We start from the raw sequence: 25,211 nt of genomic DNA on the forward strand, positions 1-25,211 counted from the left end.
CAATTCATTCAATGAAGAACGGCGCAGAACAGAACAGTAGCGCCAACCAAACCATAAAGCCGCCGACCAGCAAGGCGCCCGCTACGCGTCCCGGCTGCCGTTTGCGCCGCCAGCACAGCAGCGCGAAGATAGCGCTGACCAGCAGCATTACGCTGTAGTCGCGCGTAAAAGCTTCGGCAGGGAAGGCGCCAGGGGCTATTAACGCTGGCAGCCCGAGTACCAACACAAGATTAAGGATATTCGCGCCAATAATATTCCCGATGGCGATATCGTCTTCCCCTTTTCGTGCGCCGGCGATAGCGGTGGCCAGTTCCGGCAGGCTGGTGCCGATAGCAATAACCGTTAAGCCGACCGTCAGCTCGCTAATGGCGAAATAGTTCGCCAGCACCGTGGCGTTATCCACCACCATGCGGGTGGCCATCGGCATGACGATCATCGCCACCCCGAGCCACAGCAGGGCGACGGGCAGAGAACCGCCGCGCGGCAGCTCCGCCAGCTGTTCCCGGGTCAGGCTATCGCTGCCCTGGCGTTCCGCCAGGCGCGCTATCTTTAGGGTAAACACCAGCCACAGTATGGCTAGCGCCAGTAAAAACAGCCCGTCCAGACGCGACAGTTGACCATCGTAAAGTACAAATCCCGCCAGTAAACTGACCAGCAACATTAACGGCAATTCGCGGCGCAGGATATCAGAATGCACGGTAAATGGATGGAGCAGGGCGGCAAGACCGAGAATTAATAGAATATTAGTAATATTGGATCCCAACGCCGTGCCGATCGCCAAATCGGTTTGTCCGTGCAGGGAAGCGGCGACGGAAACGATGATCTCCGGCAGGCTGGTACCGATGCTCACGACAGTCATGCCGATGATGAGCGGCGGGATCCCCATCATGCGGCACAGTATTGAAGCGGCGTATACCAGACGATCGGCGCTGTAAACGACCAGCAGTAAACCAATTATTAACAGAGCCGTTGCTAAGAGCATCTAAAGTCCTTTCTTCAGGTATAATCGTCGCCTTGCTGGCCGTCCGTACGCAGCGTAACGAATTCTTAATTTTGACTTTATGTGTGGCAAAAGTAAAACAAATGCCAGCTTTCGCTAACCCGGGCAGGTAAGATTCTGTAAAAATGTTGGGTTTGTGGTGAAAGAAAGCGCCATGCTTAGCCCGAAGGTTTAGTAAGGATGATTTTATGAGCCAAACTCTGGCGAATTTAGTCGAGGTTCGCGGTATTCGTTTCTCTCGGGGCGACCGCGTCATCTTCGATGATATCTCGCTATCGGTGCCTCGCGGCAAGATTACCGCCATTATGGGGCCATCGGGGATCGGCAAGACGACCCTGCTGCGTTTGATCGGCGGCCAGATCCCGCCGGACAGCGGCGAGATCCTGTTTGACGGCGAAAACGTGCCGCAAATGACGCGCTCGCGGCTGTATACCGTGCGTAAACGCATGAGCATGCTGTTTCAGTCCGGCGCGCTATTCACCGATATGAACGTGTTTGATAACGTAGCTTACCCGCTGCGCGAACATACTCAGTTGCCGGATGCGCTGCTGCATACCACCGTCATGATGAAGCTGGAGGCGGTTGGGCTACGCGGCGCGGCGAAACTGATGCCTTCTGAACTCTCCGGCGGGATGGCGCGGCGCGCGGCGCTGGCGCGGGCGATTGCCCTTGAGCCGGATCTGATCATGTTTGACGAACCCTTCGTCGGACAAGATCCCATCACCATGGGCGTATTGGTTAAACTTATCTCAGAGCTGAATAGCACCCTGGGAGTGACCTGCATTGTGGTATCGCACGACGTACCGGAAGTGCTGAGCATTGCGGATTACGCCTACATCGTGGCGGATAAGAAAATCGTTGCCCACGGCAGCGCGCAATCGCTGCGTGAAAATAGCGATCCGCGCGTGCGCCAGTTCATTGATGGCATCGCTGACGGCCCGGTGCCGTTCCGCTATCCTGCGGGCGATTACCACCATGATTTATTAGGCAAAGGGAGCTAAACGACTCATGCTATTTAATGCGCTGGCAGCGCTCGGACACCGCGGCATCAAAACCACCGCGACCTTCGGGCGCGCCGGATTAATGCTGTTTAATGCCGTGGTGGGCAAGCCGGAATTTCGCAAGCATGCGCCGCTGCTGGTACGCCAGCTGTATAACGTCGGCGTGCTATCGATGCTGATTATTATCGTCTCGGGGCTGTTCATCGGAATGGTACTGGGGCTGCAGGGTTATCTGGTATTAACGACCTATAGCGCTGAGACCAGTCTGGGCATGCTGGTGGCGCTGTCGCTGCTGCGCGAACTGGGGCCGGTGGTGGCCGCGCTGCTGTTCGCCGGGCGAGCCGGTTCGGCGTTAACCGCCGAGATTGGCCTGATGCGGGCGACCGAGCAGCTCTCCAGCATGGAGATGATGGCGGTGGATCCGCTGCGCCGGGTGATTTCGCCGCGCTTCTGGGCCGGGGTCATCTCGCTACCGCTGTTGACGATCATTTTCGTCGCCGTGGGGGTCTGGGGCGGTTCGCTGGTTGGCGTAAGCTGGAAAGGCATCGACGCAGGGTTCTTCTGGACCGCGATGCAAAATGCCGTCGACTGGCGAATGGATCTGGTTAACTGCCTGATTAAAAGTCTGGTTTTTGCCGTTACGGTAACCTGGATTGCGTTATTCAATGGTTATGACGCTATCCCCACTTCCGCTGGAATTAGCCGGGCAACGACGCGCACCGTGGTGCATTCGTCGCTGGCGGTTCTGGGGCTGGATTTTGTGCTGACTGCGCTGATGTTTGGGAATTAAGTTCATGCAAACGAAAAAAAATGAGATCTGGGTAGGTGTGTTCTTACTGGCGGCGCTGCTAGCGGCGCTGTTTGTCTGTCTGAAGGCGGCGAACGTGACCTCGTTGCGTACCGAACCGACTTACCGTCTTTATGCGACCTTCGATAACATCGGCGGTCTGAAAGCGCGTTCACCGGTGCGTATCGGCGGTGTGGTGGTCGGTCGCGTTGCCGATATTACCCTCGATCCGAAAACCTATCTGCCGCGTGTTGCCATCGATATCGACGAAAGCTACAACCACATTCCGGATACCAGTTCGCTGGCGATTCGTACTTCCGGCCTGCTCGGGGAGCAGTACCTGGCGCTGAACGTCGGTTTCGAAGATCCGGAACTGGGCACCGCTATTCTTAAAGACGGCGGTACGATTCAGGACACCAAGTCCGCGATGGTACTGGAAGATCTGATAGGCCAGTTCCTCTATAACAGCAAGGGCGGCGATAATCAGAATTCTGACAATGATAAGGCGGCGGCTGAGAGTCATACTGACGCTACGCCGCAGGCCGGCATGACGCATTAATTTCAGGAGAGACAAGATATGTTTAAACGCTTACTCATGGTCGCCATGCTGGTGATTGCTCCACTGACCGCCGCGCATGCCGCGGATCAAACTAACCCGTATAAGCTGATGGACGAGGCGGCGCAGAAGACCTTCGATCGTCTGAAGAACGAACAGCCGAAGATCAAAGCGAACCCAAACTATCTGCGTGATATCGTCGATCAGGAACTGCTGCCTTACGTGCAGGTGAAATACGCCGGCGCGCTGGTGCTGGGCCGTTACTACAAAGAGGCGACGCCTGCACAGCGTGAAGCCTACTTTGCCGCCTTCCGCGAATATCTGAAACAGGCTTACGGTCAGGCGCTGGCCATGTATCACGGGCAGACTTATCAAATTGCGCCTGAGCAGCCGCTGGGCAGCGCAACCATCGTACCGATTCGCGTCACCATCCTCGACCCGAATGGCCGTCCTCCGGTACGCCTGGACTTCCAATGGCGTAAAAATACCCAGACCGGCAACTGGCAGGCTTATGACATGATCGCCGAAGGCGTCAGCATGATCACTACCAAACAAAACGAGTGGAGCGATCTGCTGCGTACGAAAGGCGTTGACGGTCTGACCGCGCAGCTGAAAGCTATTTCTGCCCAGCCTATCACTCTGGAACAGAAAAAATAATGAGCGAGCAACTGAGCTGGAACCGCGACGGTGAACGCCTGGCGTTGCGCGGCGAACTGGATCAGGAATTTATACTGCCGCTGTGGAATGCCCGCGCGCAGGCCACCGACGGCGTATCCACTATCGACCTCAGCGACGTTTCGCGGGTCGATAGCGCCGGAGTGGCGTTGCTGGTTCATTTTGTCGCGCTGGTACGCCGGCAGGGCAAAACGGCGCAAGTGGTAGGAAAAAGCGAAAACCTGCAAACGCTGGTGAGTCTTTACAACCTTCCGGCAGACATGATCCCGTAAATTTTTCAGTAGGTTAATGCTGAAGCTATTCTGAAAGCCCCATCAATCTGTTCGATGGGGCTTTTTGCTTGTTTAAGACAGCGCCACTTTCCTCTAAGATGTTGGGCTGTTTTCACACTCAGAAAAATGTGATCCCATGGAAAATCATGAAATTCAGACCGTGCTGATGAACGCACTCTCCCTTCAGGAAGTCCACGTCTCTGGCGATGGCAGCCACTTTCAGGTTATCGCTGTGGGTGAGATGTTTGACGGCATGAGCCGGGTAAAAAAACAGCAGGCTATCTACGCGCCGCTGATGGAATATATTGCCGACAATCGCATTCATGCGCTGTCGATCAAAGCGTTTACCCCGCAAGAATGGGCGCGCGATCGCAAACTTAATGGCTTTTAAGCTGTAGGGATGTTCCCTACAGCGTTGATGAATTTTTAACCGAGAACAGAATCAATGGATAAATTCCGTGTTCAGGGGCCGACTCGCCTGCAGGGCGAGGTCACCATTTCCGGCGCTAAAAACGCTGCCCTGCCAATCCTCTTTGCCGCGCTGTTAGCCGAAGAGCCGATTGAAATCCAGAATGTACCGAAGCTGAAAGATATCGATACCACCATGAAGCTGCTGAGCCAGCTGGGCGCGAAGGTCGAGCGCAATGGTTCCGTATGGATCGATGCCGGTCCGGTAAATGTTTTCTGTGCTCCGTACGATTTAGTGAAAACCATGCGCGCTTCCATCTGGGCGCTGGGGCCGCTGGTGGCGCGTTTCGGTCAGGGTCAGGTTTCTCTGCCGGGCGGCTGCGCTATCGGCGCGCGTCCGGTCGACCTGCATATTACCGGCCTGGAACAGCTGGGCGCGGAAATCAAACTGGAAGAAGGCTATGTGAAGGCATCAGTCAATGGGCGTCTGAAAGGCGCGCATATCGTGATGGATAAGGTGAGCGTAGGGGCGACCGTGACTATCATGAGCGCGGCGACGCTGGCTGAAGGCACCACGGTTATCGAAAACGCCGCGCGCGAGCCGGAAATCGTCGATACCGCCAACTTCCTCAACGCGCTGGGCGCGAAAATCAAAGGCCAGGGCAGCGACCGTATCACCATCGAAGGCGTCGCGCGTCTCGGCGGCGGCGTTTATCGCGTGCTGCCGGACCGTATCGAAACCGGTACCTTCCTGGTCGCGGCGGCGATCTCCGGCGGTAAAATTATGTGCCGCCATGCGCAGCCGGATACCCTGGATGCGGTGCTGGCGAAGCTGCGCGAAGCTGGCGCGGATATTGAAGTCGGTGAAGACTGGATTAGCCTCGATATGCACGGCAACCGTCCGAAAGCGGTCAACGTGCGTACCGCGCCGCACCCGGGTTTCCCAACCGACATGCAGGCGCAGTTCACCTTGCTGAACCTGGTGGCTGAAGGGACTGGCGTTATCACCGAAACCATCTTCGAAAACCGCTTCATGCACATTCCGGAACTGATCCGTATGGGCGCGCACGCGGAAATCGAGAGCAATACCGCGATTTGCCATGGTGTCGCGAAGCTGTCCGGCGCACAGGTCATGGCGACCGACCTGCGTGCATCCGCAAGCCTGGTACTGGCGGGTTGTATTGCGGAAGGGACGACCATCGTCGACCGTATCTATCACATCGATCGCGGCTATGAGCGCATCGAAGATAAACTGCAGGCTCTGGGCGCGAATATCGAACGCGTCAAGGGCGAGTAGTCCCGCTTCGGTAGCAGCCCTCTGACGTCCGTCCGGGGGCTGTTATCGAGCTCTCCCTCACCTTAGGTCTTATTTCTCTTCTGACGCATCATCTGCGTTCTGTCGATGAACTGATGGGTAATGGGATCGTGATAACGCGATGGCCAAATAACCCACGGATCGGTTCCCAGCGCGTTAGCAATAATCAATTCGCCCTTTGGCCACGGACGGGTTAGTGCGTTGGCAAGCGTAGAAGAGCTTAAACCGTGACGTCGCGACTCAGCTGCGAGCGATGTCCCCTTTTTGCGAAGGCCGGCAATGATATCCGCTGAATGCCAGTCGATGAACTTATCCATAAATTCTCCCGGTGATAACTGTCTGCGCGTCAATACGGACGGCTGAAATACTATACCCTGGTTCTTATATGGTTTTAACAAGTTCCATTATCGTTCCTGTATATTCAGAATATATTAAGGTTTCTGGCGTTATTTGAAGGATATTGGATTTTATTGGAACTCTCCCGCGCAATGCGCGCGGGAGAAAGGGGGGGATTAGTGGTCGCGCTGAACGGCGATATGGGCAAGGCCGATGAGCGCCTCGCGCCACGGCGTATCCGGCAGAACCTGCAGCGCGGCGATAGCTTTATCGGCTTCTTCTTCCGCACGTTTCTGCGTCCACTCCAGCGAACCGCAGGCCGCCATGGTTTCAAGTACGGCGTCAAGCAGATGGCGCCCGTTACCCTGCTCGATAGCGCCGCGAATCATCGCCGCCTGATCCGGGGTACCGTGATGCATCGCGTGCAGTAGCGGCAGCGTTGGTTTGCCTTCGTTCAGGTCATCACCGACGTTTTTGCCAAGGCGTTCGCCATCGGAACTGTAATCCAGCAGATCGTCAATCAGCTGGAACGCGGTGCCGAGGTAACGACCATAATCCTGCAGCGCCTGTTCTTCTTCCGCGCTGCAGCCAGCCAGGATGCCGGAACACTGCGAAGCGGCTTCAAACAGACGGGCGGTCTTACTGTAGATGACCCGCATATAGTTCTCTTCTGTGATATCCGGGTCGTTGACGTTCATCAACTGCAGGACTTCACCTTCGGCGATAACGTTTACGGCTTCCGACATCACCTCCAGCACCTTCAGCGAACCGAGGCGAGTCATCATCTGGAAGGCGCGAGTGTAGATAAAGTCGCCCACCAGTACGCTGGCGGCGTTACCGAACGCGGCATTGGCCGTCGCCTTGCCGCGGCGCATATCGGACTCGTCGACGACGTCGTCATGCAGCAGGGTCGCGGTATGAATAAATTCGATCAGTGCGGCAATGTTGACGTGCGCATTCCCCTGATAGCCGACCGCACGCGCTGCAAGCACGGCGATCATCGGACGAATACGTTTACCGCCTCCGCTGACGATGTAGTAGCCTAACTGATTGATAAGCTGTACATCTGAGTTGAGCTGCTCGAGGATTGCCGCATTGACACCCGCCATATCCTGCGCGGTTAACTCATTGATTTTTTCTAAATTCATCGCAAAAGCCGGGCCAAATGTCCTGTTACCGCGAATCCAGGTGGGATCACAGAAGGATTAAGATAGAATTAAAAGAAGATATGATTGTACTGAAAAATCAGCGCAGATAAACGTTAGCGTGAAAGTTGTGTTTTTTTTCTGCGTTGATCGATGATCGCTCTTGTCAAAGGGTCGCGTTTTGCGTAATATTCGCGCCCTATTGTGAATATTTATAGCGCACTCTGAATCACACGAAGAGGTGCGCGGAAGCGGAGTTTTATATGTACGCGGTTTTCCAAAGTGGTGGTAAACAACACCGAGTAAGCGAAGGTCAGACCGTTCGCCTGGAAAAGCTGGACATCGCAACTGGCGAAGCTGTTGAGTTCGCTGAAGTTCTGATGATCGCAAACGGTGAAGAAATCAAGATCGGCGTTCCTTTCGTTGAGGGCGGCGTAATCAAAGCTGAAGTTGTTGCTCACGGTCGTGGCGAGAAAGTTAAAATCGTTAAGTTTCGTCGTCGTAAACACTATCGTAAGCAAGCAGGCCACCGTCAGTGGTTCACTGATGTGAAAATCACTGGCATCAGCGCCTAAGACTTGAGGGAGTAGATTTAAATGGCACATAAAAAGGCTGGCGGCTCGACTCGTAACGGTCGCGATTCAGAAGCTAAACGTCTGGGCGTAAAACGTTTCGGCGGTGAAGCAGTTCTGGCAGGTAGCATCATCGTTCGTCAACGTGGTACCAAATTCCACGCTGGCACCAACGTTGGTTGCGGCCGTGACCACACTCTGTTCGCTTTGACTGACGGTAAAGTCAAGTTCGAAGTTAAAGGCCCGAAAAACCGTAAATTCATCAGCATCGTTGCTGAATAAGTTTTTCGCGTCCTGGTGACGGATGAAAGCCCCGCAACACGTTGCGGGGCTTTTTACATTAGAATCCCGGAAAAATTTCTGCAGGGAAAACGGGCATCATGAAGCAGCAGGCCGGCATAGGCATTCTTTTGGCGCTAACCACCGCGATGTGTTGGGGAGCTCTGCCAATTGCAATGAAGCAGGTTCTCGAAGTGATGGAGCCGCCAACGGTGGTCTTTTATCGCTTTTTGATGGCCAGTATTGGTCTTGGCGCGATCCTCGCCATCAAAGGCAAGCTGCCGCCGCTGCGTATTTTTCGCAAGCCGCGCTGGTTGGTTTTATTAGCGATTGCTACCGGCGGTCTGTTCGGTAACTTCATTCTGTTCAGCTCTTCCTTGCAATATCTCAGTCCAACGGCCTCCCAGGTCATCGGCCAGTTATCACCGGTCGGTATGATGGTGGCAAGCGTTGTGATTCTGAAAGAGCGCATGCGTGGTACCCAGGTTGTAGGGGCGCTGATGTTGCTCAGCGGGCTGGTGATGTTCTTCAACACCAGCCTGATTGAAATCTTTACCCGTCTCACGGACTACACGTGGGGGGTAATTTTTGGTGTCGCAGCGGCAACGGTGTGGGTAAGCTACGGGGTCGCGCAAAAGGTGTTATTGCGGCGCCTGGCATCACAGCAGATACTATTTTTGCTGTACACTTTATGTACGATTGCTTTACTGCCACTCGCTAAACCGGGGGTTATCTCCCAACTGAGCGACTGGCAACTGGCTTGCCTGATTTTTTGCGGGCTGAATACCCTGGTCGGCTACGGGGCGCTGGCGGAAGCCATGGCGCGCTGGCAGGCGGCGCAGGTCAGCGCGTTAATTACCTTAACGCCACTGTTTACGCTACTGTTTTCTGATTTATTATCAATGGCCTGGCCCGATGTTTTCGCCAGACCGATGTTAAACCTGATTGGTTATCTCGGTGCGTTTGTCGTGGTTGCGGGCGCGATGTATTCCGCCATTGGCCATCGTCTTTGGGGACGCTGGCGCAAGCGAGAAGCGGTTGTACCGCTGCCCCGCTCAGGCGAATGATTTACGGAGAGTAAAATGAAGTTTGTAGATGAAGCAACGATCCTGGTCGTAGCAGGTGACGGCGGCAATGGTTGCGTTAGCTTCCGCCGCGAAAAATATATTCCGCGAGGCGGCCCGGACGGCGGCGATGGCGGTGACGGCGGCGACGTTTGGCTGGAAGCGGACGAGAACCTCAACACCCTGATCGACTATCGATTCGAAAAATCTTTCCGCGCAGAACGCGGACAGAACGGTCAGAGCCGCGACTGTACCGGTAAACGCGGTAAAGATGTCACGGTGAAAGTGCCTGTAGGGACCCGCGTCATCGACCAGGGAACCGGCGAGACCATGGGCGATATGACCAAGCACGGTCAGCGTTTAATGGTTGCGAAAGGCGGCTGGCATGGTCTGGGCAACACGCGCTTCAAATCATCCGTTAACCGTACCCCGCGTCAGAAAACCATGGGTACGCCGGGCGATAAGCGCGATCTGCAGCTCGAGCTGATGCTGCTGGCCGACGTGGGGATGCTGGGGATGCCGAATGCCGGTAAATCCACCTTCATTCGCGCGGTCTCCGCGGCGAAGCCGAAAGTGGCCGACTATCCATTTACCACCCTGGTACCGAGCCTGGGCGTGGTGCGTATGGACAACGAGAAGAGCTTTGTGGTCGCCGATATTCCGGGGCTGATTGAGGGCGCAGCGGAAGGCGCTGGCCTTGGTATTCGCTTCCTTAAGCACCTCGAGCGCTGCCGCGTGCTGCTGCACCTTATCGACATCGAGCCTATCGACGGTTCCGATCCGGTAGAAAACGCGCGCATTATCATCGGCGAACTGGAGAAATACAGCGAGAAGCTGGCCTCTAAACCGCGCTGGCTGGTCTTCAACAAGATTGACCTGATGGACAAAGCGGAGGCTGAAGCCAAAGCGAAGGCCATCGCCGAAGCGCTGGGTTGGGAAGATAAGTTCTATCTGATCTCCGCGGCCAGCCAGCAGGGCGTTAAAGACCTGTGCTGGGACGTGATGACCTTTATCATCGAAAATCCAATCGTGCAGGCGGAAGAAGAGCAGAAGCCGGAGAAAGTCGAGTTCATGTGGGACGACTATCACCGTCAGCAGCTTGAAGAAGCCGAACTGGAAGAAGATGACGAAGACTGGGATGATGACTGGGACGAAGACGACGAAGAAGGCGTCGAATTCATCTACAAGCGTTAATTCTGAGTAAAAAGGGCCGCATCATCTGATGCGGCCCTTTAGTTTTAGTTGTTCTGGTACAAATCTTTATACAGTCGACTTTCGAAGCGCACCAATGGTATGCGGCGGTTGCGCTGGTCGCCCGGCGGCACCGCATAGCCGGAGAGATACTGCACGAAGGCCATCTTTTGCCCGCTGGCGGTGGTAATGAAACCTGCCAGGTTATATACCCCCTGCAGCGAACCGGTCTTCGCCGAAACCTTACCGTCAACGCCCGCCTGATGAAGACCGGCGCGATACTGCAGCGAACCATCGTGTCCGGCAAGCGGCAACATCGAGATAAAGTTGAGCTCGTTATCGTGCTGAGCGATGTACTGCAATACCTGCATCATGGTCGCCGGCGCGATAAGATTGTGCCGGGACAGGCCTGAGCCATCGGCGATAATCGTGTTACCGAGGTCAATACCCGCCTGCTGGCGCAGAATTTGCCGCACCGCGTCGGAACCGGCGCGCCAGGTTCCCGGCACGCCCATCCGCGCGTGGCCGATAGTACGGAACACCGTATCAGCAATCATGTTGTCGGATTTCTTCAACATGATGCGCAGAAGATCGTGCAACGGCGCCGATTGGGTCGTCGCCAGCACGGTGCCCGGATCGTTAGCCAGGGTCTGGCGCAAGAGAGTGCCGCTGTAGGTGATACCCGCATCGGTGAGCTCAGCTTTCAGGATCGCGCCTGCGTAACCTGCACCGTCCTGAATGGCGAACGCCAGCGGCAGCGGCTCGCTGCGCTGCGGCAGGCAGCCGGTGAGGGTGTAGCGGTTAAGATCGCCTGGTACGACGTCCAGCTCGCAATACTGCGCCTCTGCGGAGCCGCGGGCGAGCGTCCGCACCTGGCTGAACATGGTGACCGGATAGTAAGAGGCCACGCGGATAAAGGCCAAATCGCCGGGTTTCTGTGCGCTATAGAGCGAGACGGAGAAACAGTTACGGTCAACAATCGCTGCCGCTGGCGGGGCGCTGAAGCACTGCGTCATGTCATTCCATGGCCAGCCGGGGGCCTTATCGTGGCTAGCGAAAACCGAGGTATCGATAAGCACATTGCCTTCAATGCGCTGTACGCCGGCTTTTTTCAGCGACGCCACCATGTTGCGGATATCCTGACGCTTTAGCGTCGGATCGCCGCCGAAGCGGGCAATCAGGTCGCCTTTCAGCACACCGCCGTCAAGCGAGCCTTTGGTTTCCAGCGTCGTGGTGAAGCGGAAGTCCGGCCCCAGCTGCAGCAACGCCGCCAGCGCGGTGATCACCTTCTGGGTACTGGCAGGCAGCGCCATCTGTTGGCTGTGGAAGTCTATCTCCGGCGTCGGGGAGCCAACCTTCTGTGCCATGAAGGCAAGGTTCGCGCCAGCAGGAAGCTGGCTGATGTACTCGTCAATATTCGCGGCCTGAGCGCTAAGCGCTATACCGGCAGTCAATCCGATGATAAATCTGGGAAATCGCATAATCTCGCGCTAACAACCTGAAACCAAGCCGTCATACTACGGTGCATCACCCTGTAAAGTAAACGATGACCCATAGTGAACTTCAGGGTAAAATGCGTATCAAATTGAAAATTGCTGCTGACCTGGGGAGTGTTTCCCGGGTCGGTTTTCTTTTTGCTTCGGCCATGGCTAAGACGTGACCGATGGCGGAACGACTCCGTCCGTTCCATGAAGGAATGATAAAGAGGTATAACAAATGCAAGCTATTCCGATGACCTTACGTGGCGCAGAGAAACTGCGCGAAGAACTGGATTTCCTGAAGTCCGTACGTCGTCCAGAAATTATTGCTGCTATCGCCGAGGCGCGTGAGCACGGCGATCTGAAAGAGAACGCGGAATACCACGCTGCCCGCGAACAGCAGGGCTTCTGCGAAGGTCGTATCAAGGATATCGAAGCAAAACTGTCGAATGCGCAGGTTATCGATATCACTAAGATGCCGAATAATGGCCGGGTGATTTTCGGCTCCACGGTCAGCGTGCTGAACCTGGATAACGACGAAGAGCAGACTTACCGTATCGTGGGCGATGACGAAGCGGATTTTAAACAGAATCTCATCTCTGTGAATTCACCGATCGCCCGTGGTCTGATCGGCAAAGAGCAGGATGACGTCGTCACTATTCGTACGCCGGGTGGTGAAGTGGAATACGAAATTACCAAGGTTGAATACCTGTAAGGCGTATTTCCCGCTACGATGTTTATAGATTGTAAAGAAAGGAAAAAGGCCGCATAGCGGCCTTTTATCAACGTCAGGAGCATGGCATTTTGCTCGCCTGGCCACAGAAATCCCTCGTTTTACACAATGTTGTGTCGGGATTCAGGATATTCTTAGCGTGGCAGCGAGATTTTACGCTCTGGCGTTGGGCGGTACAGAACCAGCGTTTTACCGATGACCTGTACGTTACAGGCGCCGGTTTCACGCACGATGGCTTCCACGATCAAGGCTTTAGTTTCGCGATCTTCTGAGGCGATCTTCACCTTGATGAGCTCATGGTGCCCTAACGCTTGTTCGATCTCGGCCAGTACCCCTTCGGTCAAACCATTATTGCCAAGCATAACTACCGGCTTGAGCGGATGTGCCAGACCTTTCAGGTGCTGTTTTTGTTTAGTACTCAGATTCATCGTATTTTTTTGCTTACGTTGGGATTGAAAACGGGTCATTCTACCGCCATCTCCCATATATCGCCAAACTACCGCGTCGATTTTTACGCAGTAAAGTACGATGAACCCGAATGGGAATGTTAAATGACAGGTAAAAAGCGTTCTGCCAGCTCAAGCCGCTGGCTTCAGGAACACTTTAGCGATAAATATGTTCAACAGGCACAGAAAAAGGGGTTACGTTCCCGTGCCTGGTTTAAACTTGATGAAATACAGCAAAGTGACAAGATTTTTAAGCCGGGGATGACGATAGTCGACCTTGGCGCTGCACCCGGTGGCTGGTCGCAATACGCGGTTACGCAGATCGGAAACAGCGGCCGCATCATCGCTTGCGATCTTTTACCAATGGATCCAATCGTCGGTGTGGACTTCCTTCAGGGCGACTTTCGTGATGAATTAGTCCTGAAAGCGTTACTTGAGCGAGTAGGCGACAGTAAAGTACAAGTTGTCATGTCCGATATGGCGCCGAATATGTGCGGAACACCGGCGGTGGATATTCCCCGGGCTATGTATCTGGTAGAACTGGCGCTTGAAATGTCTCGTGATGTATTAGCGCCAGGTGGTAGTTTTGTTGTGAAGGTGTTCCAGGGCGAAGGCTTCGATGAGTATCTTAGAGAAATTCGCTCCCTGTTTACGAAGGTCAAAGTTCGTAAGCCGGACTCTTCCCGCGCTCGTTCGCGTGAAGTGTATATTGTAGCGACCGGGCGTAAACCATAACCGGTAGATTTCAAACGAAAGTTTGAAAGACGCTGGATATAGAGTATCCTGACGCTGTTTTTAACACAGTTGTAATAAGAGGTTAATCCCTTGAGTGACATGGCGAAAAACCTAATACTCTGGCTGGTCATTGCCGTTGTGCTGATGTCAGTATTCCAGAGCTTTGGGCCCAGCGAGTCGAATGGCCGCAAGGTGGATTATTCTACCTTCCTGCAAGAGGTCAATCAGGACCAGGTTCGCGAAGCGCGTATCAACGGACGTGAGATCAACGTTACCAAGAAAGATAGTAACCGTTACACGACTTACATTCCGGTTAACGATCCGAAGCTGCTCGACAACCTGTTGACTAAAAACGTCAAAGTAGTTGGCGAACCGCCGGAAGAACCAAGCCTGCTGGCTTCCATCTTCATTTCCTGGTTCCCGATGCTGCTGCTGATCGGCGTCTGGATATTCTTTATGCGTCAGATGCAGGGCGGCGGCGGAAAGGGCGCGATGTCCTTCGGCAAGAGCAAGGCCCGAATGCTGACTGAAGACCAGATCAAAACCACCTTTGCTGACGTTGCCGGTTGCGACGAAGCGAAAGAGGAAGTAGGCGAGCTGGTTGAATATCTGCGCGAACCGAGCCGTTTCCAGAAGCTGGGCGGTAAAATCCCGAAAGGCGTCCTGATGGTCGGCCCTCCGGGTACCGGTAAAACGCTGCTGGCGAAAGCTATCGCCGGCGAAGCCAAAGTGCCGTTCTTTACTATTTCCGGTTCTGACTTCGTAGAAATGTTTGTGGGTGTCGGCGCGTCTCGCGTACGCGACATGTTCGAACAAGCTAAGAAAGCAGCGCCTTGCATCATCTTCATCGATGAAATCGACGCCGTCGGTCGCCAGCGTGGCGCCGGTCTTGGCGGTGGTCACGATGAGCGTGAGCAGACCCTGAACCAGATGCTGGTTGAGATGGACGGCTTCGAAGGTAACGAAGGTATCATCGTTATCGCCGCGACTAACCGTCCGGACGTTCTGGACCCGGCACTGCTGCGTCCTGGCCGTTTCGACCGTCAGGTTGTCGTTGGTCTGCCGGATGTTCGTGGTCGTGAGCAGATCCTTAAAGTTCACATGCGTCGCGTACCGCTGGCGCCGGATATCGACGCGGCAATTATTGCTCGTGGTACTCCTGGCTTCTCCGGTGCTGACCTCGCGAACCTGGTGAACGAAGCTGCCCTGTTTGCTGCCCGTGGCAACAAACGCGTCGTCTCGATGGTTGAGTTCGAAAAAGCGAAAGACAAAATCATGATGGGTGCGGAACGTCGCTCCATGGTGATGACGGAAGCGCAGAAAGAATCGACCGCTTACCACGAAGCGGGCCACGCGATTATCGGCCGTCTGGTACCTGAGCACGATCCGGTACACAAAGTGACGATTATCCCGCGCGGCCGTGCGCTGGGTGTGACCTTCTTCCTGCCGGAAGGCGATGCTATCAGCGCCAGCCGTCAGAAACTGGAAAGTCAGATTTCCACCCTGTACGGCGGTCGTCTGGCGGAAGAGATTATCTACGGTGCGGAACATGTTTCTACCGGCGCGTCCAACGATATTAAAGTTGCGACTAACCTGGCGCGTAACATGGTTACCCAGTGGGGCTTCTCTGACAAACTCGGCCCGCTGCTGTATGCCGAAGAAGAGGGCGAAGTGTTCCTCGGCCGTAGCGTCGCGAAAGCGAAGCATATGTCTGATGAAACCGCGCGTATCATCGACCAGGAAGTGAAATCGCTGATTGAGCGTAACTATGGTCGTGCTCGCCAGCTGCTGAACGACAACATGGATATTCTGCACGCGATGAAAGATGCGCTCATGAAATATGAGACCATCGATGCGCCGCAGATTGACGACCTGATGGCTCGTCGCGATGTTCGTCCGCCGGCGGGTTGGGAAGAACCGGGTTCTTCTAATAACTCTGGCAACAATGGCACCCCGACGGCGCCGCGTCCGGTTGATGAACCGCGTACGCCGAATCCGGGTAATACCATGTCGGAACAGCTGGGCGACAAATAAGTCTCCACGCTTTGCCAAAGCGCTCTGACTAATAAGGGCCGCAGCCTAATCCGCTGCGGCCCTTTTGTTTTATGTGCCGGTCTTCAGCGTTCCTCTTTCGGAACATAACTATAGCGATGGCATGCTATCGTCCATCGCGTAAAATGTTTTCGGGATGGAGGCGGCTGCAACACGCGCGGATGCATCGTCTGTCTGATAATATTCATTTTTTGAATATTTAAACGCCGGCGCTTCATTATTCCTTTTGAGGAATTGAATGATGTCACCGTCAGAATCTCTAAGATGGTACGGGCTGAACCCTGTCCGAACGACAACTGTACAAACCATAGCGGAAAGAAAACATGCAATTACACGCCCAGGGGTCAACGCTCGATCTCTCCCATCCGCATGTGATGGGGATCCTTAACGTTACGCCGGATTCCTTCTCCGATGGCGGCAGCCACAATTCACTGATTGAAGCGGTTAAGCATGCCAACCTGATGATCAACGCCGGGGCGACTATTATTGATATCGGCGGTGAATCAACCCGGCCTGGCGCGGCGGATGTCAGCGTCGAGGAAGAGCTGGCGCGGGTGATCCCGGTGGTTGAGGCAATTGCACAACGTTTTGAAGTCTGGATCTCGGTTGATACCTCGAAAGCCGAGGTCATTCGCGAATCCGCACACGCTGGCGCGCATATCATTAACGATATCCGTTCATTAACCGAGCCTGGCGCCCTGCAGGCCGCCGCGCAAACCGGGCTACCGGTGTGCCTGATGCATATGCAGGGGCAGCCGAAAACGATGCAGGAAGCGCCGAAGTACGAAGATGTTTTTGCCGATGTTGACCGTTTTTTTGCTGAACACATTGTGCGCTGCGAACAGGCGGGGATCGCAAAAGAAAAATTGTTGCTCGACCCGGGATTCGGATTCGGTAAAAATCTTTCCCATAACTATGAACTGCTTGCCCGACTAGGGGAGTTCCATCATTTTGGCCTCCCGCTGCTGGTTGGGATGTCGCGTAAGTCGATGGTGGGTCAGCTGTTGAACGTAGGGCCGTCGGAACGGCTGAGCGGCAGCTTGTCCTGCGCAGTCATTGCTGCAATGCAGGGCGCGCAGATAATTCGCGTCCATGATGTCAAAGAAACGGTAGAAGCGCTGCGCGTGGTGGAAGCCACCCTGGCCGCTAAGGAAAATAAACGTTATGAGTAACCGCAAATATTTTGGCACCGATGGTATTCGTGGCCGCGTTGGCGACGCACCTATTACGCCTGAGTTCGTGCTGAAACTGGGTTGGGCGGCCGGCAAAGTGCTCGCGCGCCATGGTTCACGTAAAATCATTATCGGCAAAGACACGCGAATTTCTGGCTACATGCTGGAATCCGCGCTGGAAGCTGGCCTGGCGGCTGCGGGCTTGTCCGCCTCGTTTACCGGCCCTATGCCGACGCCGGCAATCGCTTATCTGACCCGCGCCTTCCGCGCTGAAGCGGGAATCGTCATCTCTGCCTCTCATAACCCTTTCTACGACAACGGTATTAAATTCTTCTCCATCGAAGGCACTAAGCTTCCGGATGACGTCGAAGAAGCGATTGAAGCAGAGATGGAAAAAGAGCTGACCTGCGTTGATTCCGCTGAGCTTGGGAAAGCCAGCCGTATTGTCGATGCCGCCGGCCGCTATATTGAGTTCTGCAAAGGCACTTTCCCGAATGAGCTGAGCCTCGGTTCGCTTAAGGTAGTGGTGGATTGCGCCCACGGCGCGACTTACCACATTGCGCCGAATGTATTCCGTGAACTGGGCGCACAGGTTATCGCGATGGGCTGTGAGCCTGATGGGCTAAATATTAACGAAGAGGTCGGCGCAACCGACGTCCGCGCGCTGCAGGCACGCGTGCTGGCGGAAAAAGCCGATCTGGGTATTGCCTACGACGGCGATGGCGATCGCGTCATCATGGTTGATCATGAAGGTAATAAAGTCGATGGCGATCAGATCCTCTATATTATCGCCCGTGAGGGTCTGCGTCAGGGCCAGCTGCGCGGTGGCGCAGTCGGCACGCTGATGAGCAACATGGGTCTTGAGCTGGCGCTGAAGCAACTTGGCATTCCGTTTACCCGTGCGAAAGTGGGTGACCGCTACGTGCTGGAAAAACTGCAGGAAAAAGGCTGGCGTATCGGCGCGGAAAACTCCGGCCACGTGATTCTGCTGGACAAAACCACCACCGGCGATGGCATTGTCGCCAGCCTGCAGGTGGTGGCGGCGATGGTGCGTAATCATATGAGCCTGCACGATCTGTGCAGCGGTATGAAAATGTTCCCGCAGATTCTGGTCAACGTACGCTTTACCGAAGGCAGCGGCAACCCGCTGGAACATGACAGCGTAAAAGCGGTCACTGCCGAAGTAGAGGCTGCGCTGGGGAACCGTGGACGCGTGCTGCTGCGTAAATCCGGCACAGAGCCGCTGATTCGCGTGATGGTTGAAGGCGAGCATGAAGCGCAGGTGAAGGAATTTGCCCACCGTATCGCCGATGCGGTCAAAAGCGTATAACTATCGCGTCTAAGTGATTAAAAAGGCGGCTGTTGCTGCCTTTTTAAGCATATAAAAACGCTTTTTGCTGTTTTTTTCCGCAGTTGATACAATACGCCAAAATTGCCCTTGCGAAGGTTATTCGCTTTGGTTAGTATTCACACCCGCTTCAGTGGGAAATATTAAAACGTCCCGCTTTATTGGTGAAGCACTTGGTATGCGGCGAATCCGCAAGGAACAGGTTGATTATGTACGAAGCTCTTTTAGTAATTTTCCTTATTGTAGCGATTGCCCTTGTTGGCCTGATCATGCTGCAGCAAGGTAAAGGCGCTGACATGGGAGCCTCCTTCGGAGCAGGCGCTTCTGGCACGTTGTTTGGTTCTAGCGGTTCTGGTAACTTCATGACCCGTATGACCGGCATCCTGGCCGCGCTGTTCTTCATCATCAGTCTGGCGCTGGGTAATATCAACAGCAACAAGACCAATAAAGGAAGTGAGTGGGATAATCTGAGTGCGCCGAAATCTGAGCAGACTCAGCCAACCGCACCGGCTCAGCCGGCCAGCGATATCCCGCACTAAGTATTCTGTACCGAGGTGGTGGAATTGGTAGACACGCTACCTTGAGGTGGTAGTGCCCTAACGGGCTTGTGGGTTCGAGTCCCATCCTCGGTACCAATATTCCAGAGAAAAGACGCTGAAAAGCGTCTTTTTTTGTTTTTGTCCCTCTCTATTCGTTGTTTATTTATAAACAACACTCCGCTGGTTTTGATCCCCGTGAAATCGCTAAAGTCGCCTTCATCAATTTTGACGAGGTTCAGTGACGCCATGCGTACTTTAAAAGTAGTTATCATTGCCGGTATGTTGGGCCTGGCCGGATGCAGCAGCAATTCTTCGCCAGAAACAGTAGACACGTTGAATACCCTGCAGGTACCGGTTATAAATAATTCCGTGCCTGCGCCGGAATCATCAACGGTCGTTAACTGTTTTCAGGATAACAACCTGCTCATCAGCAAGTTAAGCCAGTCGCTTAAAAGCAACTATTTACAGGATGTGGATAAACGGGATGTCTTTGATAAGCATAGCGAGGCGTTTCAGGTCTACGGTGCGTTAACCAAACTTGAGCAAATGGCTTCGATGAACGACGTCTACCGTAAAGAGAACAATATTGCGGGCTTGCAGGAAATTAATAAGCTGCTGAAAACCATACCATCTGTCGCATAAAAAAAGGGATTGCCGACAGGCAATCCCTTTTGCCGCGCTTAGAAACGGAAATTGAAACCCGCATAGGCGCCATCCGCCAGGACGTTATCGCGGTGGTCATGTTTACCCGCCATATCGATATAGCGATAGCCCGCTTCGATGCTCATGGATTTGATGATATTCACGCGTAAGCCGGCATTGGCTTCAAGGTATTCATCAACGCCGCTGGACATTGAATCCGGGGAATAATAAGCCTCACCGAACAAGGTAAAGAAATCGCCAAGCGGTAGTTGAGCGCCGCCGCCGAGGGCAATCGCATAGCCTTCATCGCCATCGTTCGGATTCAGGTATACCGCTTTACCACCGGCCGTCAGCAGGAACGGACCGAGGTCAAAGTTATAGCCCATGCCCAATCCCACCGTATCGCCATCGTTATCGCTATGCGCCCAGTTCCCATTAAAGGTCATTCCGGGAGCCTGTGGATTAAAGCTGGCTGATAAGTTGGTGAATTCTGAACCGGCCTCACCGTGAAGACTAACGGAAGCGAAGGCGGCGCTGCTGGCGCTCAGGGCGGCGATAAGCAGGATGGATTTCAATCTGAACATGCTCATTATTCGTATTCCTTCGGGTAAAAAAATGCCCGATACGAGCGCTCGGGCAAAATTAACGGGTTTCTGGTTTAATAGTTATGTGCAGAATAAAAGCATTTATCGCCCACCGTTACCGTTTATATGTTTATTTTTAAATAATGGTCGTGAGGCGATAAGTGGGACTGCAGTGTGTTAAAACTTCTCAGGCAGGGAGGTGATACTCTGTAAATAACCACCGCGGGCAAACTCGATATAGCCACCTTTTTTCAATGCGGAAAGCACATTCAGAATGCTGCTGCGCGACAAATGCGTGCGGTCCTGAATATATTCCAGCATGGATACCCGCGAACGGGTCTCTTCAGGAAGCAACAACATTTCCATTAAGTGATTGCGAATGACCGAATAAGTCCGCTGTTGTAATACTAAATCGTCGCGATACACCAAATAAGAGGTGTGGTAAGCCAGTAGCCGGGTGACCTCTTCCCACATGTCATGCTCACTGAAAAGTTGCATGGCTTTGTCGCTGTCAATCCGCAGGATCTCCGTATCGACTTCCGCGCGAAGGCCGTGGCTACGGCTGGGCTGCAGCATTTCGGCTACGCCAAACAGGTGTGGTTCATAGACGGTGACCATGAGTAATCTGTCCGATGAGCGAAAAATGGATAACTCACCTTTCTTAAACAGATAGAGCTGGATTTTGCCTTTATATTCCCAGCTAAGCCTTTTCCTTGCGACCATATTTATTGGCGTGGCATGCGGTTCCAGCATTGCCATCAGACGGTTGATCGCGTCTTGCGGCCGAACGGGAGGTTTAATATTCATTGCGATCCTCTCGGTATAAGAGTACAGGTATTCGATAAATTATAGATGGTGATTATTAAAAATAGTGATGCCATAAACTATAACGATAAAGTAGGGTTGTCATTTAGGATTTATTGCGGAAATAAAAAAGCCGGCGGGTTAGCGCCGGCTGGAGAGTTTGGCTTCGCGGTTTATTTATCGCGATTTTCCAGGTTTTCAACCTGTGGCAGACCGGTGGCGGAAGACGCGCTGAGTAGCCCGGATTGGGCATAGCCGAATAGCTTCTCACGAGTATCGGTAATGTCCAGGTTACGCATGGTCAGCTGGCCGATACGATCTTCAGCGGTAAACATGGAATCGCCTTTTTCCATGGTCAGACGCTCTGCTTTATAGGTCAGGTTGTCTGACACGGTATTCAGGATCGAGTAGTCGTTGCCGCGACGCAGTTCAAGGGTGACTTCGCCAGTGATCTGGCTGGCTACCCAACGCTGCAGCGAATCGCGCAGCATCAGCGCCTGGGAATCGAACCAGCGTCCCTGATACAGCAGACGACCCAACTGGCGGCCATGAGCATGATATTGCTCGATAGTATCTTCGTTATGGATACCGGTCAGCAGGCGCTCGTAGGCGATATGCAATAGCGCCATCCCCGGGGCTTCATAGATGCCGCGGCTTTTCGCTTCAATGATGCGGTTTTCAATCTGATCGCTCATGCCCAGACCGTGGCGACCACCGATGCGGTTAGCTTCCAGCATCAGTTCGACGTCATCGCTGAACGTTTTACCATTCAGCGCAACCGGGTGGCCCTGTTCAAAACGCACGGTCACTTCTTCAGCGGCGATTTTTACGCTTTCATCCCAGAACTTCACACCCATGATCGGGTTGACGATTTTCACGCTGGAATTGAGGAATTCGAGATCTTTCGCTTCGTGCGTCGCACCCAGCATGTTGGAGTCGGTGGAATAGGCTTTTTCGACAGACATTTTGTAGTCGAAGCCGCAGGCTATCATAAACTCGGACATTTCATGACGACCGCCCAGTTCATCAATGAAGTCGCTATCCAGCCACGGTTTGTAAATCTGCAGTTCCGCATTGGTCAGCAGACCGTAGCGATAAAAGCGCTCGATATCGTTGCCTTTATAGGTGCTACCGTCGCCCCAGATGTTGACGCCATCTTCTTTCATCGCGGCAACCAGCATGGTGCCGGTCACGGCGCGGCCCAGCGGCGTGGTATTGAAATAAGTTAAGCCGCCGGTGGTGTTATGGAATGCGCCGCACTGAATCGCCGCTATACCTTCCGCCACCAGTTGTTTGCGGCAATCAATCAGACGAGCGCCTTCAGCGCCATACTCTTTCGCACGACGCGGAATGGCTTCGTAGTCGTCTTCGTCAGGCTGGCCCAGATTCGCGGTATATGCATAAGGAACCGCGCCTTTTTTACGCATCCACAGCAGGGCGGCGCTGGTATCCAGTCCACCAGAGAAAGCAATACCAATACGTTGACCAACCGGGAGATGCTTAAGAATCGTCGTCATAAAATAAAACCCTGCTAGATAGACTGTGGTGAGTTCGACTCAACAACAAATTTGCATTTTTATGCACTAATTGTGAGTTTTCATTTAATCATCTTTTGCTGGCGACAGGAAGAGCCTGATGGTGATTTTGCTAAAAAAGCCTGAAATGCCAGCATAAACGGCAAGCGGGTGGTGTAAAATGGATGTTGACAAAATATATGATTTATCGATACAATTCACCACGATTTTATGTCCCGTCCTCGGTACCAAATCCCAGCAGTATTTGCGTCTTTTGCTCAGAAAGAGTAAAATATGCCACGTTTCAGGCGCGGGGTGGAGCAGCCTGGTAGCTCGTCGGGCTCATAACCCGAAGGTCGTCGGTTCAAATCCGGCCCCCGCAACCACTTTCCCATTAAGTACTTTTTCAAATATACTGTGAGGACTAGGTCCTTCGTAGCCGGATTTGAAAGAATTCTTCTGGAAGGTGTTCCAGATCGCAATTGCGGTCTCAGGGTTCAGTTATCTAAAGCCCCGATTTATCGGGGTTTTTTGTTATCTGACTTCAGAATAACTGGGCTATACGCCCTTTTTTTATGTCTTGGGGGTGGGTTTGTCCACATTAGAGCAAAAATTAACAGAGATGCTCACTGCGCCAGTTGAAGCGCTTGGCTTTGAGCTGGTCGGCATCGAATTTATTCGCGGTCGCACATCCACACTGCGCATCTATATTGATAGTGAAGATGGCATCAATGTTGATGATTGTGCTGATGTGAGCCACCAGGTCAGTGCTGTCATGGATGTCGAAGATCCGATCACCGTCGCTTACAACCTGGAAGTCTCTTCGCCTGGTCTCGACCGTCCGATGTTTACTGCTGAACACTATCAACGTTTCACCGGTGAAGAAGTTTCGCTGGTGCTGCGCATGGCGGTACAGAACCGTCGTAAATGGCAGGGCATTATCAAAGCGGTAGACGGTGAGATGATCACGGTAACCGTCGAAGGCAAAGATGAAGTGTTCGCGCTGAGTAACATCCAGAAGGCGAACCTGGTTCCCCACTTTTAACAGTCTGGATTGAGGTGAAAGGCCCCGATGAACAAAGAAATTTTGGCTGTTGTTGAAGCCGTTTCCAACGAAAAAGCGCTGCCGCGCGAGAAGATTTTCGAAGCGTTGGAAAGCGCTCTGGCAACGGCGACCAAGAAAAAATACGAACAAGAGATCGACGTTCGCGTAGAAATCGACCGTAAAAGCGGTGATTTCGACACCTTCCGTCGCTGGCTGGTGGTTGAAGAGGTGACTCAACCGACCCGCGAGATCACGCTGGAAGCTGCGCGTTACGAAGATGAAAGCATGAACGTCGGCGACTACGTTGAAGATCAGATTGAATCTGTCACCTTCGACCGTATCACTACGCAGACCGCTAAACAGGTTATCGTACAGAAAGTACGTGAAGCTGAGCGCGCGATGGTTGTCGATCAGTTCCGCGAGCACGAAGGTGAGATCATCACCGGCGTGGTGAAAAAAGTGAACCGCGACAACATCACTCTGGATCTGGGCAGCAATGCTGAAGCCGTGATCCTGCGTGAAGATATGCTGCCGCGTGAAAACTTCCGTCCGGGCGACCGTATTCGCGGCGTACTGTACGCCGTTCGTCCGGAAGCACGCGGCGCGCAGCTGTTCGTGACTCGCTCCAAACCGGAGATGCTGGTCGAACTGTTCCGCATTGAAGTGCCGGAAATTGGCGAAGAAGTGCTGGAAATCAAAGCCGCAGCCCGAGATCCGGGTTCTCGTGCGAAAATCGCCGTGAAAACCAATGACAAGCGTATCGACCCGGTTGGCGCTTGTGTCGGTATGCGCGGCGCGCGCGTTCAGGCGGTTTCTACCGAGCTTGGCGGCGAGCGCATCGATATCGTCCTGTGGGATGATAACCCGGCGCAGTTCGTGATTAACGCTATGGCGCCAGCTGACGTCGCGTCCATCGTGGTGGATGAAGATAAACACACCATGGACATCGCGGTAGAAGCAGGCAACCTGGCGCAGGCGATCGGCCGTAACGGTCAGAACGTCCGCCTGGCATCGCAGCTCAGCGGCTGGGAACTCAACGTCATGACCGTTGATGACCTGCAGGCTAAGCACCAGGCTGAAGCCCATGCCGCTATCGATACCTTCACCAAATATCTCGATATTGATGAAGATTTCGCAACCGTACTGGTTGAAGAGGGCTTCTCCTCTCTGGAAGAACTGGCCTATGTGCCGATGAAAGAACTGCTGGAAATCGACGGCCTTGACGAAGCGACCGTTGAAGCACTTCGTGAGCGTGCGAAAAACGCACTGACTACACTGGCGCTGGCTCAGGAAGAAAGCCTGGGAGACAACAAACCTGCCGACGATTTACTGAATCTGGAAGGTTTGGACCGTGCTCTGGCGTTTAAGCTGGCTGCCCGTGGTGTTTGTACGCTGGAAGATCTCGCCGAACAGGGCGTTGATGACCTGGCTGATATCGAAGGTATGACCGACGAGAAAGCTGGTGAACTCATCATGGCTGCTCGCAACATTTGTTGGTTCGGCGACGAAGCGTAATAA

General features: G+C 53.8%; 28 protein-coding genes and 2 tRNA genes. 22 read left to right on the forward strand and 8 right to left on the reverse strand.

Going from position 1 to position 25,211, the window contains the following annotated elements:
• Positions 1–4: 4 nt before the first annotated feature.
• Positions 5–982 (reverse strand): calcium/sodium antiporter, encoded by a 978-nt coding sequence (locus ABLV78_RS02615; RefSeq protein ID WP_047044703.1) that lies wholly within the window; start codon positions 980–982, stop codon positions 5–7.
• A 206-nt stretch (positions 983–1,188) separates the two neighbouring features.
• Here ABLV78_RS02615 and mlaF point away from each other — a divergent pair, with 206 nt between their 5' ends.
• The 7 genes from mlaF (at position 1,189) to murA (ending at position 5,996) form a co-directional block, all read left to right on the forward strand.
• Positions 1,189–2,001, forward strand: coding sequence for a phospholipid ABC transporter ATP-binding protein MlaF (mlaF, locus tag ABLV78_RS02620; protein ID WP_015369499.1), 813 nt, complete (start codon positions 1,189–1,191; stop codon positions 1,999–2,001).
• 7 nt (positions 2,002–2,008) lie between these two features.
• On the forward strand, positions 2,009–2,791 hold the full coding sequence (mlaE, locus tag ABLV78_RS02625; RefSeq protein WP_015369500.1) for a lipid asymmetry maintenance ABC transporter permease subunit MlaE: 783 nt from the start codon (positions 2,009–2,011) through the stop codon (positions 2,789–2,791).
• Positions 2,792–2,795: 4 nt separating this feature from the next.
• The gene (mlaD, locus tag ABLV78_RS02630; protein ID WP_045394997.1) at positions 2,796–3,347 is read left to right on the forward strand and encodes an outer membrane lipid asymmetry maintenance protein MlaD; all 552 of its coding nucleotides are present in this window, start codon (positions 2,796–2,798) and stop codon (positions 3,345–3,347) included.
• Between the two features lie 18 nt (positions 3,348–3,365).
• On the forward strand, positions 3,366–4,001 hold the full coding sequence (gene mlaC / locus ABLV78_RS02635; RefSeq protein WP_045394964.1) for a phospholipid-binding protein MlaC: 636 nt from the start codon (positions 3,366–3,368) through the stop codon (positions 3,999–4,001).
• On the forward strand, positions 4,001–4,291 hold the full coding sequence (gene mlaB / locus ABLV78_RS02640; protein WP_015369503.1) for a lipid asymmetry maintenance protein MlaB: 291 nt from the start codon (positions 4,001–4,003) through the stop codon (positions 4,289–4,291). The genes mlaC and mlaB overlap by 1 nt, the downstream gene beginning before the upstream one ends.
• 136 nt (positions 4,292–4,427) lie before the next feature.
• Positions 4,428–4,682 carry a BolA family iron metabolism protein IbaG gene (gene ibaG / locus ABLV78_RS02645; RefSeq protein ID WP_015369504.1) on the forward strand — a complete coding sequence of 85 codons (255 nt, stop codon included), beginning with the start codon at positions 4,428–4,430 and terminating at the stop codon, positions 4,680–4,682.
• A 54-nt stretch (positions 4,683–4,736) separates the two neighbouring features.
• Positions 4,737–5,996 (forward strand): UDP-N-acetylglucosamine 1-carboxyvinyltransferase, encoded by a 1,260-nt coding sequence (gene murA / locus ABLV78_RS02650; RefSeq protein ID WP_045394960.1) that lies wholly within the window; start codon positions 4,737–4,739, stop codon positions 5,994–5,996.
• 62 nt (positions 5,997–6,058) lie between these two features.
• Here murA and sfsB read toward each other — a convergent pair whose 3' ends face one another.
• Complete coding sequence (gene sfsB / locus ABLV78_RS02655) at positions 6,059–6,331, reverse strand: DNA-binding transcriptional regulator SfsB (protein ID WP_015369506.1); 273 nt, start codon at positions 6,329–6,331, stop codon at positions 6,059–6,061.
• Between the two features lie 195 nt (positions 6,332–6,526).
• Complete coding sequence (gene ispB / locus ABLV78_RS02660) at positions 6,527–7,498, reverse strand: octaprenyl diphosphate synthase (protein ID WP_045394958.1); 972 nt, start codon at positions 7,496–7,498, stop codon at positions 6,527–6,529.
• 260 nt (positions 7,499–7,758) lie between these two features.
• Between ispB and rplU the strand changes: the two genes are divergently transcribed.
• The 4 genes from rplU (at position 7,759) to cgtA (ending at position 10,604) form a co-directional block, all read left to right on the forward strand.
• The gene (gene rplU, locus ABLV78_RS02665; RefSeq protein ID WP_015703604.1) at positions 7,759–8,070 is read left to right on the forward strand and encodes a 50S ribosomal protein L21; all 312 of its coding nucleotides are present in this window, start codon (positions 7,759–7,761) and stop codon (positions 8,068–8,070) included.
• Positions 8,071–8,091: 21 nt separating this feature from the next.
• Entirely contained in the window at positions 8,092–8,349 is a 258-nt protein-coding gene (gene rpmA, locus ABLV78_RS02670) for a 50S ribosomal protein L27 (RefSeq protein WP_002434222.1), read from the forward strand.
• A gap of 98 nt (positions 8,350–8,447) precedes the next feature.
• Entirely contained in the window at positions 8,448–9,413 is a 966-nt protein-coding gene (locus ABLV78_RS02675; RefSeq protein WP_015369509.1) for a DMT family transporter, read from the forward strand.
• Between the two features lie 15 nt (positions 9,414–9,428).
• Positions 9,429–10,604: an Obg family GTPase CgtA gene (cgtA, locus tag ABLV78_RS02680; protein ID WP_045377966.1), complete on the forward strand. Its 1,176-nt coding sequence runs from the start codon at positions 9,429–9,431 to the stop codon at positions 10,602–10,604.
• 44 nt (positions 10,605–10,648) lie between these two features.
• Here cgtA and dacB read toward each other — a convergent pair whose 3' ends face one another.
• On the reverse strand, positions 10,649–12,082 hold the full coding sequence (gene dacB, locus ABLV78_RS02685) for a serine-type D-Ala-D-Ala carboxypeptidase (RefSeq protein ID WP_047044712.1): 1,434 nt from the start codon (positions 12,080–12,082) through the stop codon (positions 10,649–10,651).
• A gap of 235 nt (positions 12,083–12,317) precedes the next feature.
• Between dacB and greA the strand changes: the two genes are divergently transcribed.
• The gene (gene greA / locus ABLV78_RS02690) at positions 12,318–12,794 is read left to right on the forward strand and encodes a transcription elongation factor GreA (protein WP_045394952.1); all 477 of its coding nucleotides are present in this window, start codon (positions 12,318–12,320) and stop codon (positions 12,792–12,794) included.
• 152 nt (positions 12,795–12,946) lie between these two features.
• Here the strand turns inward: greA and yhbY are convergent, their stop codons facing one another.
• The gene (gene yhbY, locus ABLV78_RS02695) at positions 12,947–13,240 is read right to left on the reverse strand and encodes a ribosome assembly RNA-binding protein YhbY (RefSeq protein WP_002918374.1); all 294 of its coding nucleotides are present in this window, start codon (positions 13,238–13,240) and stop codon (positions 12,947–12,949) included.
• 123 nt (positions 13,241–13,363) lie between these two features.
• On the opposite strand from yhbY, the gene rlmE reads away from it, so the two are divergent.
• The 7 genes from rlmE (at position 13,364) to ABLV78_RS02730 (ending at position 19,746) form a co-directional block, all read left to right on the forward strand.
• Complete coding sequence (rlmE, locus tag ABLV78_RS02700) at positions 13,364–13,993, forward strand: 23S rRNA (uridine(2552)-2'-O)-methyltransferase RlmE (protein ID WP_008806638.1); 630 nt, start codon at positions 13,364–13,366, stop codon at positions 13,991–13,993.
• A 99-nt stretch (positions 13,994–14,092) separates the two neighbouring features.
• Positions 14,093–16,027, forward strand: a complete 1,935-nt coding sequence (gene ftsH, locus ABLV78_RS02705; RefSeq protein WP_015369514.1) for an ATP-dependent zinc metalloprotease FtsH — start codon at positions 14,093–14,095, stop codon at positions 16,025–16,027.
• Positions 16,028–16,368: 341 nt separating this feature from the next.
• The gene (folP, locus tag ABLV78_RS02710) at positions 16,369–17,217 is read left to right on the forward strand and encodes a dihydropteroate synthase (RefSeq protein WP_047044714.1); all 849 of its coding nucleotides are present in this window, start codon (positions 16,369–16,371) and stop codon (positions 17,215–17,217) included.
• Positions 17,210–18,547: a phosphoglucosamine mutase gene (glmM, locus tag ABLV78_RS02715; protein ID WP_015369516.1), complete on the forward strand. Its 1,338-nt coding sequence runs from the start codon at positions 17,210–17,212 to the stop codon at positions 18,545–18,547. Before folP ends, glmM begins: the two co-directional genes overlap by 8 nt.
• A 227-nt stretch (positions 18,548–18,774) precedes the next feature.
• Positions 18,775–19,104, forward strand: a complete 330-nt coding sequence (gene secG, locus ABLV78_RS02720) for a preprotein translocase subunit SecG (RefSeq protein ID WP_015369517.1) — start codon at positions 18,775–18,777, stop codon at positions 19,102–19,104.
• 9 nt (positions 19,105–19,113) lie between these two features.
• Positions 19,114–19,200 (forward strand) — tRNA-Leu (locus tag ABLV78_RS02725).
• A gap of 150 nt (positions 19,201–19,350) precedes the next feature.
• On the forward strand, positions 19,351–19,746 hold the full coding sequence (locus ABLV78_RS02730; RefSeq protein ID WP_047044717.1) for a KPN_03583 family lipoprotein: 396 nt from the start codon (positions 19,351–19,353) through the stop codon (positions 19,744–19,746).
• 38 nt (positions 19,747–19,784) lie between these two features.
• Here the strand turns inward: ABLV78_RS02730 and ABLV78_RS02735 are convergent, their stop codons facing one another.
• The 3 genes from ABLV78_RS02735 to argG form a co-directional block, all read right to left on the reverse strand.
• Positions 19,785–20,336 carry a YfaZ family outer membrane protein gene (locus tag ABLV78_RS02735; RefSeq protein ID WP_045394946.1) on the reverse strand — a complete coding sequence of 184 codons (552 nt, stop codon included), beginning with the start codon at positions 20,334–20,336 and terminating at the stop codon, positions 19,785–19,787.
• Positions 20,337–20,507: 171 nt separating this feature from the next.
• Positions 20,508–21,137, reverse strand: a complete 630-nt coding sequence (locus ABLV78_RS02740; RefSeq protein ID WP_047044720.1) for a winged helix-turn-helix transcriptional regulator — start codon at positions 21,135–21,137, stop codon at positions 20,508–20,510.
• A gap of 170 nt (positions 21,138–21,307) precedes the next feature.
• The gene (argG, locus tag ABLV78_RS02745; protein ID WP_015369521.1) at positions 21,308–22,651 is read right to left on the reverse strand and encodes an argininosuccinate synthase; all 1,344 of its coding nucleotides are present in this window, start codon (positions 22,649–22,651) and stop codon (positions 21,308–21,310) included.
• A 306-nt stretch (positions 22,652–22,957) separates the two neighbouring features.
• Here argG and ABLV78_RS02750 point away from each other — a divergent pair.
• The 3 genes from ABLV78_RS02750 (at position 22,958) to nusA (ending at position 25,208) form a co-directional block, all read left to right on the forward strand.
• Positions 22,958–23,034, forward strand: a tRNA-Met gene (locus ABLV78_RS02750).
• A gap of 206 nt (positions 23,035–23,240) precedes the next feature.
• The gene (gene rimP / locus ABLV78_RS02755) at positions 23,241–23,693 is read left to right on the forward strand and encodes a ribosome maturation factor RimP (RefSeq protein ID WP_015703598.1); all 453 of its coding nucleotides are present in this window, start codon (positions 23,241–23,243) and stop codon (positions 23,691–23,693) included.
• Positions 23,694–23,720: 27 nt separating this feature from the next.
• The gene (gene nusA, locus ABLV78_RS02760; protein WP_015369524.1) at positions 23,721–25,208 is read left to right on the forward strand and encodes a transcription termination factor NusA; all 1,488 of its coding nucleotides are present in this window, start codon (positions 23,721–23,723) and stop codon (positions 25,206–25,208) included.
• Positions 25,209–25,211 lie beyond the last annotated feature (3 nt).

Source organism: Klebsiella sp. CN_Kp075 (assembly GCF_040065055.2).
Classification (GTDB): Bacteria; Pseudomonadota; Gammaproteobacteria; order Enterobacterales; family Enterobacteriaceae; genus Klebsiella; species Klebsiella aerogenes.